This is a genomic window from Amycolatopsis sp. lyj-346 (assembly GCF_046548975.1).
GTDB lineage: Bacteria > Actinomycetota > Actinomycetes > Mycobacteriales > Pseudonocardiaceae > Amycolatopsis.
Genome location: NZ_JAJPWT010000004.1, coordinates 1 through 16,420 on the forward strand (window position 1 = coordinate 1; position 16,420 = coordinate 16,420).

Sequence of the window (16,420 nt, forward strand, 5' to 3'; positions counted from 1 at the left end):
CGCCGGCTGCCCCGGCACGAACACCTCCGCGACAAACCGCTCCAGCTCCCCATTCAGCGCCAGCACCGCACCGAGATCCACACCACGATCACATCACAAGATCAACAACCCCTAACAAAGCCCTATTGAACGCACCCAAGGTGGCCTTCGGTGCGTTCAACGCAACCAAGGCCACATTGGGGCGCTGGGGACCGGCGTGGCTCAGGTTTCGTCGAGACGGCGTTCCAGCGCGTCCAGCCGGTCCGACCAGAACCGGCGGTAGGGCGCCAGCCAGGCGTCGACCTCGGCCAGTGGCTCCGGGCGCAGCGCGTAGCACCGCCGCTGCGCCGCGACCCGGACCGTCACCAGCCCGGCTTCGCGCAGCACGCGCAGGTGCTTGGACACCGCGGGCTGGCTCAGGGCCAGCTCGTCGACCAGCTCGCCGACCGAGCGCTCGCCGTCGCGCAGCAGGTCGAGGATGGTCCGGCGCCGGGGCTCGGCGAGGACGTCGAAAGTCTGCATCACCCGTGAAATGTGCTCCGCCGGGCATATTCCTGTCAAGGAATGTGGACCTTCGATGGTCTGAACCATTGACCTAGTGGTCTAGTCCACTTGCGGTGAGTGTGGTCCTCACCACTCCGGCACCGTCGTCGCGGGTGGCGCCACCGCCCCGGTGGCCGCCGCCGCGACCGACGCCTCCGTCGGCAAGGTGGTCGGCTACTTCACCGAATGGGGTGTCTACGACCGCAACTGCCACGTCAAGAACATCGAGACGTCGGGCTCGGCGAGCAAGCTGACCCACATCAACTACGCCTTCGGCAACGTGACGAACGGCGGCTGCGCGATCGGCGACGCCTACGCCGACCACCAGAAGACCTACGACGCCGCGGGCAGTGTCGACGGCGTCGCCGACACTGGGACCAGCCGCTCGCCGGCAGCTTCAACCAGCTCAAGAAGCTCAAGGCCAAGCACCCCGGCCTGAAGGTCCTCTGGTCCTTCGGCGGCTGGACCTGGTCGGGCGGCTTCGCGCAGGCCGCGAAGAACCCCGCGGCGTTCGCGAACTCCTGCTACAACCTGGTCAACGACCCGCGCTGGGCCGGTGTCTTCGACGGCATCGACATCGACTGGGAATACCCCAACGCCTGCGGCCTGTCGTGCGACACCAGCGGCGCCGCGGCGTTCAAGAACCTGCTCCAGGCGCTGCGCGCGAAGTTCGGCTCGAAGCTGGTCACGGCGGCGATCACCGCCGACGGCACCAGCGGCGGCAAGATCGACGCGGCCGACTACGGCGGCGCCGCGCAGTACGTCAACTGGTACAACGTCATGACGTACGACTACTTCGGCGCTTGGGCGGCGCAGGGCCCGACGGCTCCGCACTCGCCGCTCACCGGTTACGCCGGCATCCCGACGGCCGGCTTCTCTTCCGACGCGGCGATCCAGAAGCTCAAGAGCAAGGGCGTCCAGGGCAGCAAGCTGCTGCTGGGCATCGGGTTCTGCGGCCGCGGCTGGACCGGCGTCACGCAGAGCGCCCCGGGCGGCTCCGCCACCGGTCCGGCGCCCGGCAAGTACGAGCAGGGCATCGAGGACTACAAGGTGCTCAAGGCCTCCTGCCCGGCGACCGGCACGGTCGCCGGCACCGCGTACGCCAAGTGCGGCAGCAACTGGTGGAGCTACGACACCCCGGCGACCATCGCCGGCAAGATCTCCTACGCCAAGACCCAGGGCCTGGGCGGCGCGATGTTCTGGGAGCTCTCCGGTGACACCGCGAACGGCGAGCTGATCACCGCCGTCGCCAGGTGACACGGCGCACGCGGGGGCACCGGCGGATTCTGCCGGTGCCCCCGTTTATCGTCGCGGGCGTGAAGTTCAGCGGATTCGGCGAGTACGCCGTCGACTTCTTCGACGGCCTCGTGGAGGACAACTCCAAGCCCTACTGGGACGACCACGTCGAGACCTACAAGAGCGACGTCCGTGCCCCGATGGAAGCGCTGCTGGCCGAGCTGGCGCCCGAGTTCTCCGACGGCTTCGGCGAGCCCAAGGTGTTCCGCCCGTACCGCGACGTCCGCTTCGCCAAGGACAAGACGCCGTACAAGACCCACTGCGGCGCGGTGATCGAGCAGGGCCGCGGCGGCGGGGCCTACTACGTCGAGGTCGGGCCGGACGGCCTGCGTGTCGGCGGCGGCTGCTTCCACCTCGCGTCCGACCAGCTCGCCCGGTTCCGGACGGCCGTCGACACCGAGCTGCACGGCGAGGCCCTGCGGAAGATCCTCGCCAAGCTCGAGCGCGCCGGCTGGGAGGTCAAGGGCGACCGGCTGAAGTCGAAGCCCCGCGGGTTCGACGCCGATCACCCGCGCCTGGACCTGCTGCGCCACCGGTCGGTGTACGCCGTGCGCGGCTGGGAGCCCGACGACGTCCTGCACGAGCGCGGCGCCCTCGACCGCGTCCGGAAGGCCTGGCGGCAGCTGCGCGAGTTCAACGAATGGGCCCGCGACCGGGTCGGGCCCAGTGAACAACCACGTCGTTGACGCAGGTGGACCAGGGGAGTCTCTGAACACTTTCTTGAACATTCGGGATCGGTACAGACGAACGCGCGAAGAGGGTCTACGCTATGTGGACGTGAGCCGACGCGCGAAGATCGTTTGTACCCTGGGTCCTGCCACTGCCACGCCGGAGAAGATGCGGGCGCTGGTCGATGCGGGCATGGATGTGGCCAGAATGAACTTCAGCCACGGCAGCCACAGCGACCACAAGGAGGTCTACGACCTCATCCGGGCCGCGGCTGCCGAGACCGGCCGCGCGGTCGGCGTCCTCGCCGACCTGCAGGGCCCGAAGATCCGCCTGGGCACGTTCGCCGGCGGCCCGGTCGAGTGGCACAACGGCGACATCGTCCGGATCACCGTCGAGGACGTCGCCGGCACCCACGACCGCGTCTCGACCACCTACAAGGGCCTGGCGAGGGACGCCAAGCCCGGTGACCGGCTGCTCGTCGACGACGGCAAGGTCGGCCTGGTGGTCAAGGGCGTCGAGGGCCCGGACGTGGTCTGCGAGGTGACCGAGGGCGGCCCGGTCAGCAACAACAAGGGCGTCTCGCTGCCCGGCATGGACGTCTCCGTGCCGGCGCTGTCCGAGAAGGACATCGAAGACCTCGAGTTCGCGCTCGAGCTGGGCGTCGACTTCATCGCCCTGTCCTTCGTCCGCTCGCCGGCCGACATCGACCTGGTCCACCAGGTGATGGACCGGGTCGGCAAGGGCAGGCTGCCGGTCGTCGCCAAGATCGAGAAGCCCGAAGCCGTCTACAACCTCGAAGCCATCGTGCTGGCCTTCGACGCGGTGATGGTCGCCCGCGGCGACCTCGGCGTCGAGCTGCCGCTGGAGCAGGTCCCGCTGGTGCAGAAGCGCGCCATCCAGATCTGCCGCGAGAACGCGAAGCCCGTCATCGTCGCGACGCAGATGCTCGAGTCGATGATCAACAACTCCCGGCCGACCCGCGCCGAGGCCTCCGACGTCGCGAACGCGGTGCTCGACGGCACCGACGCGGTCATGCTGTCCGGCGAGACCAGCGTGGGCCGGTACCCGATCGAGACCGTGCAGACGATGGGCCGGATCATCGAGGCGGTCGAGACCGACTCGCCGATCGTGCCGCCGCTGTCGCACGTCCCGCGCACCAAGCGCGGCGTCATCTCCTACGCCGCCCGCGACATCGGCGAGCGGCTCAACGCGAAGGCACTGGTCGCCTTCACGCAGTCCGGTGACACCGTGCGCCGCCTCGCGCGGCTGCACACCCGGCTGCCGCTGCTGGCGTTCACCCCCGAGGAGTGCGTGCGCAGCCAGCTGTCGATGACCTGGGGCACCAACACCCACATCGTCCCGCAGGTCAGCTCCACCGACCAGATGATCCAGCAGGTCGACCACGCGATGCTGGAGATGGGCAGGTACCAGAAGGGCGACCTGGTCGTCATCGTGGCCGGTTCCCCGCCGGGCACCGTCGGGTCGACCAACCTGATCCGGGTGCACCGGCTCGGTGAAGACGACCACGCTTGAGAGACCGACCGCTTGGTATGCACCTAAGCTCCTGCCATGACTGAATTGGCCAGGACGGCCGCCACCGAACCGGAGATCCCCGGTGGCGGCCAGCCGGTGCTCGACCGCCTGATCGCGCTGCTCGACCTCGAGAAGATCGAAGAGAACATCTTCCGCGGTGTCTCGCCCGCCCACTCCCCGGTGCGGGTGTTCGGCGGCCAGGTCGCCGGCCAGGCGCTGGTCGCCGCCGGGCGCACGGTCGGAGAAGAACGCCGGGTCCACTCGCTGCACGCGTACTTCATCCGCGGCGGCGACCCCAGCGTGCCGATCGTCTACGAGGTCGACCGGATCCGCGACGGCCGGTCGTTCACCACGCGCCGGGTCGTGGCGATCCAGCACGGCAAGGCGATCTTCTCGCTCTCGGCGTCGTTCCAGGCGGACGAACCGGGCATCGAGCACGCCGAGACCATGCCGGAGGGCGTTCCGGCGCCGGACACACTGCCGACGCTGATGGAACGCGCCGAGGGGTACGCGATCGGCGCGCACGCCCGGCCGCGGCCGATCGACCTGCGGTACGTCAACGAGCCGCCGTGGGTCACCCGGGAGACCGGCGAGCGGCCCGCGCGCAACCAGGTGTGGATGCGGGCCGACGGGAAACTGCCCGACCAGCAGCTGCTGCACGTCTGCGTGCTGACCTACGCCTCGGACATGACGCTGCTGGACTCGGTGCTCGCGCGCCACGGCGTCTACTGGGACACCGACAAGGTCCTCGGGGCCAGCCTCGACCACGCGCTGTGGTTCCACCGGCCGTTCCGGGCGGACGAGTGGTTCCTCTACGACAGCGCCTCGCCGACGGCCTCCGGTGCCCGCGGTCTGGCCACCGGCCGGTTCTTCGGCCAGGACGGCACGCTGATCGCGACGGTCGTCCAAGAAGGACTCCTGCGCGTCCTGTGAAGTTCGCCGGGAAATCACCCTCACGGGCGACCGATAACCCGAATACCCGTCGCCGGAAAAGGGCATTCGGCTCCGGTGAGGGGCCCGGGACCGATCGGGGGACGGCCCCGGACCCCTCCGTCCGATGATCGCGCGGCACTTCGCACGGTCATCGTCTACCCTGCTCAGAGGCCGGTCGAAGCCACGGCGGGCCGACTGTCAGGCGCCCGAGGCAGTGCAGGGTGCGAGGATACAAGAGCATTCTGCAAATTGCAGATCCGGTGCCGGAATCGTCCGTGTTAATGCTCCACCCACTCCGTGCCCGGCTGGTTAGATACAGATAGCACTCGACATCCGGAGGTGCCGCGATGGCAAGGGGACAGAGCCCCACGGTTCGCCGCCGGAGGCTGGCGAGCGAGCTGCGCCGGCTCCGCGAGGCCGCCGACCTCACCATCGACGAGGTGGGCGAAAAGCTCGAGTGCTCGGCCTCGAAGATCAGCCGCATCGAGACCGGCCACGTCGGCGTCACGCCGCGTGACGCCCGGGACATGCTGGCGCTCTACGGCATCATGGGCGACGAGCAGGAGGCGCTCGTCCAGCTGGCCAGGGAGGCCCGCAAGCGCGGCTGGTGGCACGCGTACAACGAGGTGTTCACCGGGACCTTCGTCGGGCTGGAAGCCGACGCCAGTTCGCTGTGCGCGTTCCAGGCCCTGCTGGTGCCCGGGCTGCTGCAGACCGAGCGGTACGCCCGCGCGGTGATCCGCGCGCTGCGGCCGGACGCCGACGAGGCCGAGATCCGCCGCCGCGTCGCCGCCCGGATGGCCCGCCAGGAACTGCTGTCCGACACCCCGCCGCCGGAGTACTGGGCGGTGATGGACGAAGCCGTGCTGCGCCGCGTGGTCGACAGTCCCGAAGTGATGGCCGAGCAGCTCTACCGGATGGTCGCCGTCGCCGAGAAGCCGAACGTGACCGTCCAGGTCGTGCCGTTCGGGGCCGGCGCGCACCCCGGCATGGAAGGCCCCTTCCTCATCATGGGCTTCCCCGAGCAGGCCGACCCGGACGTCGTCTACGTCGACGACAGCACGTCCAGCGGCCTCTACCTGGAAGAACCCACAGACGTGCGGCGCTACGGGCTGATGTTCGACCATCTGCGCGCGGCCGCACTGAAACCGGACGACTCGGTGGACCTGATCGCCGAGGCGGCCGGACGGTTCGCCGAACAGGCGGCCGTACCGGGGCCGGTGCACCATCCGGAACCGAGGACAGAGTAAGGAGTGGTGGGGACCATGGAAGCAGAACTCTCCGGGGCGCGGTGGCGCAAGAGCAGCCACAGCGGCGGCGGCAACGACTGCGTCGAGGTCGCGTTCGTCGCGGGCGGGGCCGCGGTGCGCGACTCGAAGGACCCCGAAGGGGGTGCGTTCCGCCTGCCCGCGTCGGGTTGGCGGGGGCTGCTGGCCGCGGTGCGGACCGGCGGCCCGGCGCACGACTGAGGCGCTTGGACAAGACCCCTTACCCCCGCCGAGCTGGGCTCGGCCGGGCGTAAGGGGTCTTTTTGCGGCCATGCCTACGTGATCACCCGATGCCTGGGGTGGGCCCTCAGGACGAACCTGAGTGTTACCAACCGCCAGGGACAGGGGAACACCATGCACAGCGATCTGATGCTCGACGCGGTCCGCGCCGAAGCGGCGTACCGGGCCGAAGAACTGCGGAAGGCCGGGCGCAGCGCCTGGGCCGCCCGCGCCCGCCGCGCCGTCCGCCACGTGCGGGCCACGCGGACCGACGTCGAGGTACCCGAGCAGGAGCGCCGGGAGGCCGCGCGGGAGACCGCCGGTGCCGCCAAGACCGCCCGGTAGGGGCGGGTGATGGTGGCGATGGCGATAAGTGGTCGGAAACTGTCGGTGGGGTGAGCAACAATGCTCCTCGTGCCCAGACTCGGCTCCGGAATCCCGCTCGTCGCCCGTACCCACGAGATGCGGCGGCTCCGCGCCGCCTTCGCCAGGGCCGAACGGGGCGAAGCCGGCGCGGTGCTGCTCTCGGGGGACGCCGGGGTCGGCAAGACCCGGCTGCTGACCGCGCTCGCCGAGCACGTCGCGGCGTGCGGTGCGCTGGTGCTCACCGGCCGCTGCATCGACGTCCGCGAGGGCGGCCTTCCTTATCTTCCGTTCGCCGAGGCGCTCGCCCCGCTGGGCAGCGCGGCGGACCCGGCGGTCGCCGCCGCGGTGCGGGCCCGGCCCGCGCTCGGGCGGCTGCTGCCCCAGGGCCAGGGCGTCGAGGAGCCCCGGGCGGCCGAACACCAGCCCATGACCTCGAACGACCGGGAGACCATGGTGCGTCCCCGGCCGGAGCAGGATCTCGGTCAGCTGCAGTTGTTCGACGCGGTACTGGGGGTGCTGACCGAGATCGCCGAGTCGCGGCCGGTGGTGATCCTGCTGGAGGACCTCCACTGGGCCGACGCCTCGACCCGCAACCTGCTGTCGTTCCTGCTCAGCAGGTTGCGGGCGCAGCGGCTCCTGGTCGTGGGCAGCTACCGCGAGGAGGACGTGCACCGGCGCCACCCGCTGCGCGGCCTCCTCGCGGAGCTGGTCCGGCTCGCCACCGTCGAGCGCGTCGACCTGCACCCCTTCGGCGCGGCCGACGCCCGCAAGTTCGTCGAAGCGCTGGCCGACGAGCCACTGGCGGCGGACGTCGTGGCCGACATCGTCACCCGCTCCGAGGGCAACCCGTTCTTCGCCGAGGAGTTGCTCGCCACCAAGGCCGAGTGCAACGACCTGCCCGCCGGGCTGGCCGAGGTGCTGCTGTCCCGGCTCGAGCGGCTCTCGCCGGACGCCCGCCGGGTCGCGCGGGTGATCTCGGTGGCCAACGAGCCGGTCATGCACGGCGCGCTCGCCGAGGTCTCCGGGCTGGGCGAATTGGAACTCGACGAGGCACTGCGGGAAGCCGTCCAGCACCACGTGCTGGTGGTGCTTTCGGACGCCTCGTACACGTTCCGGCACGCCTTGCTGCAGGAAGCGGTGTACGGCGACCTGCTGCCGGGGGAACGGTCGCGTACGCACGCGGCGTATGCGGCCCGGATCAAGGCGCGGCCGCAGGGGCGAGGCCACGACGCGAAGCTGGCCTACCACTCGATGCAGAGCAGCGATCTGGCCACCGCGCTCCCGGCGCTGCTGCGCGCGATGGACGAGGCCGAGAAGCTGGGTGCGCCCGGGTCGGCGTTGCAGCACGTCGAACAGGCACTGTCCATCTGGGACGCCGTCACCCCGGCCGACCGGCCCGAAGGCTTCGACGAGCTGAAGCTGCTCTACGAAGCGTCGTACTTCGCGGGGACGTCCGGCGAGCCCGAGCGGGCCGCCGCGTTCGCCCGCTCCGCCACCCAGGCGCTGACCCCCGACGTCCCGAACGACCGGGCCGCGAAGGTGTGGCGGCGGCTGGCCGACGCGCTGCTCGCGCTGGAGGGCACCCTCGACGAGGCGGTCGCCGCCATCGAGCGGGCCTGGGACCTGGTGAAGGACACCGAACCCGGCTCGGCACGCGCCTGGGTGCTGGCCAGCCGCGCCGGGTTCCTGCGGATCCTCGATCAGCCCGAGGCGGCGCTCGACAGCGCGTTCGCCGCGGTCGTCGACGCCCAGGCGGTCGGCGCGGCCGGTGCGGAGGCGTCGGCGCTGGTCACCCTGGGCACGCTGGCCGATTCGCGGGGCGACGCCGCCGAGGCCCGGCAGCGGCTGCGGCAGGCCCAGTGCAAGGCACGCGACGTGGGCGCGTACAACACCGAGATCCGCGCGACCTACTTCCTGGCGTTGAGCCACGACGACCAAGGCGAGTTCGCCGAAGCGCTGGAGCACGCCACACACGGCGTCGCGCGGGCCGAGGAAGCCGGGCTGAGCTGGAGCGTCTACGGGCTGGAGCTGCGCGCGCGGCAGCTGACGCTGCGCTACCTGATGGGCGACTGGCCGGACGAGAGCGCCGGGCGGGCCGGGCGCGGGGTGTCCAGCGCCGTCGCCGCGCGGATCCTGGCCATCTGGTCGCTGTTCGTCGTCGCCCGCGGCCGGTTCGACGAGGCCGCGAAGCTGCTCGGCGGGCTGCGGCAGCACTGGACGGCGGACCTGCAGATCCCGCTGTCGGCAGGCGGCGCCGGAATCGAGCTGGCGTACTGGCGCGGCGCCCACGCCGAGGCCGTGCGCCAGGCCGACGAGCTGATCGGCTGGCTGGAGCGGATCGAAACCGGCCTGCTGGCCGGCATCCGGGTGGCCGCGCTCGGCGTCTCCGCGGCGGCCAGGCTGGCCGCCGACGCCCGCGTCCACGGTGACCAGGCCGCGGCCGGAGTCGCCGTGGCGGCCGGCGAACGGTTCCTGGCGCACGGCCGGATGTGCTCGGTCGTCGGCCAGCCGCGCTCGGGAACGCTCGGTCCGGAGGGCCGCGCGTGGCTGCTCCGCCTGGAAGCGGCGGCGACCTGCCTGTCCGGCCGCGGCGACGCGGAGAAGTGGGCGGCCGCGGTGAAGGCGTTCGGCTACGGCGCCGTGTACGAGCAGGCGATCTGCCGCTGGCACGAATCCGAGGCCCGGCTGGCCGCGGACGCCGACGCGGGCGCGGCCCTGGAGGCGGCCCACGCGGTGGCGGTCCGGCTGGGCGCGATCCCGCTGCGCGACGCCGTCCGCGACCTCGCGCACCGCGCCCGCGTCGAGCTGGCGGGCGTCGAACCGGCGGCCCCGGCCCGCACGGTCACCGACCCGCTGACCGACCGCGAGCGCGACGTCCTCGAGCGCGTCGCCCTCGGCCGCACGAACCGCCAGGTCGGCGAAGAGCTCTACATCAGCGAAAAAACGGTGAGCGTCCACCTTTCCCGCGTGATGGCCAAACTGGGCGCAAGCCGCCGCGCGGAAGCGGTCGCGATCGCCTACGACCGCGGCCTCCTCACCGCCCCCACCGCGTAACCAAACGGTCGGCTCGCGTACCGGAAGGGTCGGCTCGCGTACCTGGAGGGTCGGACGGCGACCCGACTGTCCAGGTACGCGACCCGACTGTCCAGGTACGCGAACCGACCGTCCGGGTACGTTAGCGGGGGAGGCGGCGGAGGGCTTTGAGGCCGAACGTCATGCCGCGGGACCACAGCGAGCCCGGGATTCCGCGGGGTGGGCGCAGGGCCAGGCCGCGCTGGAGGGCGATGGACTGGGACTCCGTGTACTTCAGCAGGCCTTCGGCGCCGTTGCGGCGGCCGACGCCGGAGTCCTTCATCCCGCCCATCGGGACGCCGACGCTGCCGAACGTCGCCGCGTAACCCTCGTTGACGTTGACCGTCCCGGCCTTGAGCCGGGCCGCGACCTCCCAGCCCGCGCGGCCGTTGCGGGACCAGACGCTGGCGTTGAGCCCGAACGGCGTGTCGTTGGCCCGCTCGATCGCGTCGGTGACGTCGGTGTAGCCGTAGATCGAGACGACCGGCCCGAACGTCTCCGCCGCGTACGGCAGCATGTCCGGGGTGACGCCGGACAGCACGGTCGGCTCGTAGAACAGCGGGCCGAGGTCGGGCCGGGCATGGCCGCCGGTGAGCACCGAAGCCCCCTTCGCGCGGGCGTCCTCGACGTGCGCCGACACGGTGGCGAGCTGGTCTTCCGACGTCAGCGAGCCCATCTGGGCGTGGTAATCGAGCGCGCCGCCGAGCCGCAGCGCGGCAGTGCGGGCGACGAAGGCGCGGGTGAACTCGTCGCGGATGTCCTCGTGGACGTAGATCCGCTCGACCGACACGCACAGCTGCCCGGCCGAGGAGAAGCACGCCGTCACCGCGCCCGTCGCGGCCTTCGCGATGTCGGCGTCGGGCAGCACGACCATCGGGTTCTTGCCGCCGAGTTCCAGCGAGTACGACGTCAGCCGCTTCGCCACCTGCCCGGCCAGTTCCTTGCCGGTCGGCGTCGAACCGGTGAAGCAGAGGTAGTCCGACTCCTCGACGAGCGCCGTGCCGATCTTCGAACCGCGGCCGAGGACGATCTGCCAGGTGCCGGCGGGCAACCCGGCTTCTTCGGCGAGTTCGTGCAGCCACAGCGCGGACAGCGCGGTTTGGTTGTCCGGCTTCTGCACGACGGCGTTCCCCGCGGCCAGCGCCGGCAGGACGTCCATCGCGGTCAGGGCGAGCGGGTAGTTCCACGGCGAGATGATCCCGACGACGCCCTTGGGGTGGCGGAGCTCGCCCGCCCTGGTCAGGCCGGGGATGACGCCGGCGACGCGGCGGGGCGCGAGGAGCTTCGCCGCGTGCCTGCCGTAGTAGGCCGCGACCAGCGCGGTTGCGCTGACCTCGTCGAACGCGTCGAGCCGCGCCTTGCCGGCTTCGACCTGGACCAGGTCGAGCACCTCGTCCTGCCGGGCGAGCACCAGGTCGTGCAGGCGGGTGAGGACGCGGGCGCGCTCGGCGGGGGAGCGGTCCGCCCACGCCGGCTGGGCGGTGCGCGCGTCCGCGAACACGGCGCGGACGTCGGCGTCGGTGGCCTGCGGCAGCGTCGCGATCGGCAGCCCGGTGAAGGGCGCCCGCATCCGGATCGGCGCCGAGTCCGCGCCGCCCGTCACGCGGGCGACGAGCTGGGCCGCCCGAGCCGAGCCCGGCGCCCCGGCAACACCGCCGACGGTCGGCGGCAGCGTGGTGTCTTCGACTGCGTTCGCGGGGGTCGTGCTGGTCATGACGTCTCCGTTCCGCGGAGTCCGCGCGACGTCGCGCGGAAGTTACCGATCAGTACACCATACCGTCGGTACGTCAGCTGTCCAGTGTGATGTGAATAAGATTCACGTATTGGGTGGGTGCAGGGGCGGCAGCTGGTAGTTCGGCTCGGTCGGGTCCTGCTGGGCCGGGTGCCGCTGAGCCTGCGTGGCGCCGCCGTAGGGATCGTCGGGTTGCTGCGCCGGGAACGGTTGCGACGCCGGACCGCCGTACGGGGGCGGCGGCTGCGCGCCGGTCTGCGGCGGCGGGGCCTGGGCGGGAAACGGCTGCGACGCGGGATATCCCGGATGAGGCTGCGCGTACTGCCGGGGCGGCACCGGATAGGGCTGCGACTGCTGCTGCGGGTACGGCCCCGGGGGCGGCCCGGCCGGGGCCGCGGCGGGTGCCCGCCGCCCGGCGAGCGCCGCGGACACCAGTGCCATCACGGCGACGATCCCGCCGCCGACCAGCAGCCAGAACCCGATCCCGGTCGTGTAGTGCGACCTGACCGTCCCCTCGTCGGACTCGTAGCTCAAGGTCGCCGAGACGTCCATGCCGAGCATCCAGACCGCCGCGGCGACCCCGGCCGCCCCCGCCACCAGTGCCGTCCGGGCACCCGAACGCAGGCCGGGCCCCGCCGAGCGGCGCGCGCCGGCGAAGGCCAGGCCGGCCCCGGCCAGCAGCACGACCGCGCCGGCCGTGAGCGGGATGCCGTACCGGGCGACGTGGGTCTGGTCGTAGAACTTCTTCGCCTCCTCGCCGGGTTCGACGGCGAACGAGCGTGACCAGGCGCTGATCGTCTGGCTGCTCTCGGTCTCCCCGTTCACCACCTGCTCGAACGTCGTCTGCGGGAAGAAGGACCCGGCGATCACCAGCACCGCGGCGAGGGCGCCGAGGATCGCGGCGAACAGCCGGAAGACGGCACCCGGGTCGGCCGGCGGCGGTGCGGGTGGCGGGCCGTAGGGGTAGGGGTACGGGGCGGCGGTCATCGGAACTCCCCTCGCTCGGAGGGGATTGGACCACGAAATCCCCCGGCGGATAAGGGGCAAAACACCCTGGTGGCGTCGCGCTGGTCAGCTCGGCGCAGTGGTGGCGTCCTGGTAGAGCAGGACGGCGATGCGCTTCCACTCGTCGAGGAGCTGCCGTCGCCGGTTCGGGTCGCCGCCGAGCTCGGCGTCCAGCGCCAGCCCGCGGGTGAGGTTCACGGTGAGCCAGAACAGCATTTCCGCGCGTTCCGGCGGCAGTTCGCCGGCGACCTGGGTGACGTGCTCGAGCGTGGCACGGCCGAGCGCGCGGTCGACCGGGCGGATGGCCGCGCGCAGCTCGGGGTCGGTGCGGGCGGCGACCCACAGCTCGGTGACGGCGGTCGAGAGCGTGCCGGAGTAGCCGGCCCACAGCAGGTCGATCGCGGCGGCGACCCCCTTGCCGCCGCCCGGCAGGTCTTCGAGCGACTTCGCGAGCTGGCGACGCAGCTTCGTCGTCAGGTGCTCGACCGCGGCCGCCATCAGCTCGGCCTTCGCGGTGAAGTGGTGCTGCACCGCGCCCTTCGAAACGCCTGCACGGGCGCAGATCTCCTGCACCGACGTGCGTGCGTAGCCGACCTCGACCAGGCACTCGATGGTGGCGTCGAGCAGTGCCGTGCGGGTCTGCTCCCGCCGCTGCGCCTGAGTCCGGTGGGTCGTCTCGGTCACCGCGGCCTCCCTGCTTTACCCACGGGCGGTACGGATGTACATTCCGGTCAGAACTTACATGCCGATCGTCATGTTTGCCAGCACTGCCCAGCAGGAGGGTCCCCGTGCCACTGCAACTGCCGAAGAGCTCGTGGAGCACGACCGAGCTCGACGACCTCCGCGAACTCGCGCGGTCGTTCCTGCAGAAGGAAGCCGTCCCGCACCAGGAACGCTGGGCGGCGGAGAAGAAGGTCGACCGCGAGCTGTGGACGAAGGCGGGCGACGTCGGCCTGCTCTGCCTGTCCATCCCCGAGGAGTACGGCGGGGGTGGCGGTACCTTCGCCCACGAAGCCGTCCTCTACGAGGAGCAGGCACGCGCCGGCGACAGCGCGTGGGGCGTTACCGTCCACAATGGAATCGTCGCGCACTACCTGCTCGCCTACGCCTCGGAAGAGAAGAAGCGCGAGTGGCTGCCGAAGCTGGCCAGCGGCGAGATGGTCGGCGCCATCGCGATGACCGAGCCCGGTACCGGCTCCGACCTGCAGGGCATCAAGACGCGGGCGGTCCGCGACGGCGACCACTACGTCCTCAACGGCGCGAAGACCTTCATCACCAACGGGTTGCACGCCAACCTCGTGGTCGTGGCGTGCAAGACCGATCCGGACGCGGGCGCGCAGGGCGTCTCGCTGATCGTGGTCGAGACGGACACGCCGGGCTTCCGCCGCGGCCGTGTCCTCGACAAGGTCGGGCTCAAGGGCCAGGACACCGCCGAGCTGTTCTTCGACGACGTCCGCGTACCGGCCGGCAACCTGCTCGGCGACGCCGAGGGCCAGGGCTTCGTCCAGCTGATGCTGCAGCTGCCGCAGGAACGGCTGATCATCGCCGTCACCGCGGTGGCCGGGCTGGAGGCCGCGGTCGACCTCACGCTGGAGTACACCAAGGAGCGCACGGCGTTCGGCCGGCCGATCTTCTCCTTCCAGAACACCAAGTTCACCCTCGCCGAGGCGGCCACCGAAGCCGCGGTGGCGCGGGCGTTCCTCGACCAGTGCATCGAACGCCACCTCAAGGGCGAACTCGACGTCCAGGGCGCGGCGATGGCGAAGCTGTGGACCACCGAGCGCGTCAACAAGGTGATCGACGACTGCGTGCAGCTCTTCGGCGGCTACGGCTACATGACCGAGTACCCGATCGCGCGGGCGTGGGCCGACGTCCGCATCTCGCGGATCTTCGGCGGCACCAGCGAAATCATGAAGGAAATCATCTCCCGCTCGCTCTGAAAGGACCCGTTATGAAGGCAGGTCCGCTCGGCGGCCTGAAGGTGGTCGAACTCGCCGGGCTCGCGCCCGGGCCGTTCGCCACGATGATCCTCGCCGACCTCGGCGCCGACGTCGTCCGCGTCGACCGCGCGCAGCCGGGGGAGGACGTCCTCGGCATCCAGACCGACCCGCTCGCGCGCGGCCGCCGGTCGGCCGGCATCAACACCAAGACCCCCGATGGCGTCGAGCTGGTGCTGAAGCTGTGCGACACCGCCGACGTCCTCATCGAGGGCTTCCGGCCGGGCGTCGCCGAGCGGATCGGGCTCGGCCCGGACGTCGTGCACGCCCGGAACCCGCGGCTGGTCTACGGCCGGATGACCGGCTGGGGCCAGGACGGGCCGCTGGCCCGTGCCGCCGGGCACGACATCAACTACATCGGCATCGCCGGTGCCCTGGAACCGATCGGGCGTGCGGGCGAGCGTCCGGTGCCGCCGCTGAACCTCCTCGGCGACTTCGGCGGCGGCGGGCTGCTGCTGGCGATGGGCATCCTGGCCGCGCTGTACGAGCGGAACACGTCCGGCCGCGGCCAGGTCGTCGACGCGTCGATGGTCGACGGCGCCGCGCTGCTCACCACGAGCCTGCACGGCATCAAGGCGGCCGGGCTCTGGTCCGAGGAGCGCGGCGAAAACATGCTCGACGGCGGCGCGCCGTTCTACGACACCTACGAGACCGCGGACGGCAAGTACGTCGCCGTCGGGGCGATCGAGATGCGGTTCTGGGGCGAGCTCGTCAAGGTCCTCGAACTGGACCCGGCGGAACTGCCGCTGCACATCGACAAGACGCAGTGGCCCCGGCTCCGCGAGATCGTGGCGGGGGCGATCGCCAAGCACACGCGCGACGAGCTCGTCGCGCGCGCCGAAGGCACCGACGCGTGCCTGACCCCGGTGCTGTCACCGGCCGAGGCGGCAGCGCACCCGCACAACGCGGCGCGCGGCACGTTCGTCGAGATCGGCGGCATGGTCCAGCCGGCCCCGGCCCCGCGGTTCGACCGGACGCCGCCGTCGACGCCGGAGGCACCGCGGGCCAAGGGATCCGACACCGAAGCGGTGCTCGCCGAACTGGGCGTCACGGACCTGGACGCCCTGCGCGCGGCGGGGGTGATCGCCTAGCGCTTCAGCTCTTCTCCAGAGCTCTTCGCCAGGTCGGAGCGCACGACCGAGTAGATGACGTGGTCGCGCCACTCGCCGTCTCGGAAGCTGTACCCGCGAAGCACGCCTTCGCGGGTGAAGCCGGCTTTCTCGAGCGAGCGCTGTTCGGCGCGGTTGCCGACCTCGGTCGTCGCTTCGACCCGGTTGAGCTGGGTGTGGGCGAAGAGGTAGCCGACGAGCAGGCGCTGGGCTTCGGTGCCGTAGCCGTGGCCACGCGCTTCGGGGACGAGGACGAGACCGGCGTTCCAGCAGTAGGACGTCGGCCCGGTCCGGCTGCGGTGCCAGGAGACGAGCCCGAGGACGCGGCCGCCGAGCGTCGGCACGAGCATGCCGGTCTCCGCGGTGAGCATCCCGGTCTCCAGCCACCGGCGGCGCAGGTAGCCGGGATCGTGCCAGCCGAACCACTGGTGCTCGCCGGTCGCGACGGGATCGTTGGTCAGCCGTTCCAGCAGCTCGAGATCCCTTTCGGCCACCGGCCGGAGCTCCACACCGGCACCGTCGTCGTCCATCCGGAGACCTTATCGGCCACTTGACCGGAACCGGGACGGCTTTGCGCAAGACAGCTCGCTAGAGGCATCGCCCGTGACCCAGCGGTCCCCGAGCGCCCCAATGTGGCCTTGGTTGCGTTGAACGCACCCAAGGTGGCCTTCGGTGCGTTCAACGCACCGAAGGCCACCT

General features: G+C 71.4%; 14 protein-coding genes and 1 pseudogene. 10 read left to right on the forward strand and 5 right to left on the reverse strand.

The genetic code is table 11. From position 1 onward, the window contains the following. Positions 1-201: 201 nt before the first annotated feature. Positions 202-501 (reverse strand): ArsR/SmtB family transcription factor, encoded by a 300-nt coding sequence (locus tag ACLJQE_RS14975; protein WP_410640304.1) that lies wholly within the window; start codon positions 499-501, stop codon positions 202-204. 151 nt (positions 502-652) lie between these two features. Here ACLJQE_RS14975 and ACLJQE_RS14980 point away from each other — a divergent pair. The 8 genes and pseudogenes from ACLJQE_RS14980 to ACLJQE_RS15015 all read left to right on the forward strand — a co-directional run bounded on the left by ACLJQE_RS14980 (position 653) and on the right by ACLJQE_RS15015 (position 9,860). Continuing rightward, positions 653-1,779, forward strand: a pseudogene (locus ACLJQE_RS14980) (glycoside hydrolase family 18 protein). Positions 1,780-1,838: 59 nt separating this feature from the next. Continuing rightward, complete coding sequence (locus ACLJQE_RS14985) at positions 1,839-2,504, forward strand: DUF2461 domain-containing protein (RefSeq protein ID WP_410639810.1); 666 nt, start codon at positions 1,839-1,841, stop codon at positions 2,502-2,504. A gap of 91 nt (positions 2,505-2,595) precedes the next feature. Then, entirely contained in the window at positions 2,596-4,020 is a 1,425-nt protein-coding gene (gene pyk / locus ACLJQE_RS14990; RefSeq protein WP_410639811.1) for a pyruvate kinase, read from the forward strand. A 36-nt stretch (positions 4,021-4,056) separates the two neighbouring features. After that, the gene (locus ACLJQE_RS14995; RefSeq protein ID WP_410639812.1) at positions 4,057-4,953 is read left to right on the forward strand and encodes an acyl-CoA thioesterase; all 897 of its coding nucleotides are present in this window, start codon (positions 4,057-4,059) and stop codon (positions 4,951-4,953) included. A gap of 347 nt (positions 4,954-5,300) precedes the next feature. Further along, a complete protein-coding gene (locus tag ACLJQE_RS15000; RefSeq protein WP_410639813.1) occupies positions 5,301-6,203 on the forward strand; it encodes a helix-turn-helix domain-containing protein in 903 nt (300 codons plus the stop codon). A 15-nt stretch (positions 6,204-6,218) separates the two neighbouring features. Beyond that, positions 6,219-6,422: a DUF397 domain-containing protein gene (locus ACLJQE_RS15005; protein WP_285989744.1), complete on the forward strand. Its 204-nt coding sequence runs from the start codon at positions 6,219-6,221 to the stop codon at positions 6,420-6,422. Between the two features lie 153 nt (positions 6,423-6,575). Further along, complete coding sequence (locus ACLJQE_RS15010; RefSeq protein ID WP_410639814.1) at positions 6,576-6,785, forward strand: hypothetical protein; 210 nt, start codon at positions 6,576-6,578, stop codon at positions 6,783-6,785. A gap of 60 nt (positions 6,786-6,845) precedes the next feature. Further along, positions 6,846-9,860, forward strand: coding sequence for a helix-turn-helix transcriptional regulator (locus tag ACLJQE_RS15015; protein WP_410639815.1), 3,015 nt, complete (start codon positions 6,846-6,848; stop codon positions 9,858-9,860). Between the two features lie 121 nt (positions 9,861-9,981). Here the strand turns inward: ACLJQE_RS15015 and ACLJQE_RS15020 are convergent, their stop codons facing one another. From ACLJQE_RS15020 to ACLJQE_RS15030, 3 genes are all read right to left on the reverse strand, one after another. After that, positions 9,982-11,592: a succinic semialdehyde dehydrogenase gene (locus tag ACLJQE_RS15020; protein ID WP_410639816.1), complete on the reverse strand. Its 1,611-nt coding sequence runs from the start codon at positions 11,590-11,592 to the stop codon at positions 9,982-9,984. A 102-nt stretch (positions 11,593-11,694) separates the two neighbouring features. Then, positions 11,695-12,597 (reverse strand): hypothetical protein, encoded by a 903-nt coding sequence (locus ACLJQE_RS15025; RefSeq protein ID WP_410639817.1) that lies wholly within the window; start codon positions 12,595-12,597, stop codon positions 11,695-11,697. 84 nt (positions 12,598-12,681) lie between these two features. Next, positions 12,682-13,299: a TetR/AcrR family transcriptional regulator gene (locus ACLJQE_RS15030; RefSeq protein ID WP_410639819.1), complete on the reverse strand. Its 618-nt coding sequence runs from the start codon at positions 13,297-13,299 to the stop codon at positions 12,682-12,684. A 104-nt stretch (positions 13,300-13,403) separates the two neighbouring features. Between ACLJQE_RS15030 and ACLJQE_RS15035 the strand changes: the two genes are divergently transcribed. Both ACLJQE_RS15035 and ACLJQE_RS15040 read left to right on the forward strand, forming a co-directional pair. Further along, entirely contained in the window at positions 13,404-14,555 is a 1,152-nt protein-coding gene (locus ACLJQE_RS15035) for an acyl-CoA dehydrogenase family protein (RefSeq protein ID WP_410639820.1), read from the forward strand. Between the two features lie 11 nt (positions 14,556-14,566). Further along, positions 14,567-15,703, forward strand: a complete 1,137-nt coding sequence (locus tag ACLJQE_RS15040; protein WP_410639821.1) for a CaiB/BaiF CoA transferase family protein — start codon at positions 14,567-14,569, stop codon at positions 15,701-15,703. On the opposite strand, the gene ACLJQE_RS15045 is transcribed toward ACLJQE_RS15040, so the two are convergent. Next, a complete protein-coding gene (locus ACLJQE_RS15045) occupies positions 15,700-16,251 on the reverse strand; it encodes a GNAT family N-acetyltransferase (protein ID WP_410639822.1) in 552 nt (183 codons plus the stop codon). The two genes, ACLJQE_RS15040 and ACLJQE_RS15045, sit on opposite strands and share 4 nt — an antisense overlap. Positions 16,252-16,420 lie beyond the last annotated feature (169 nt).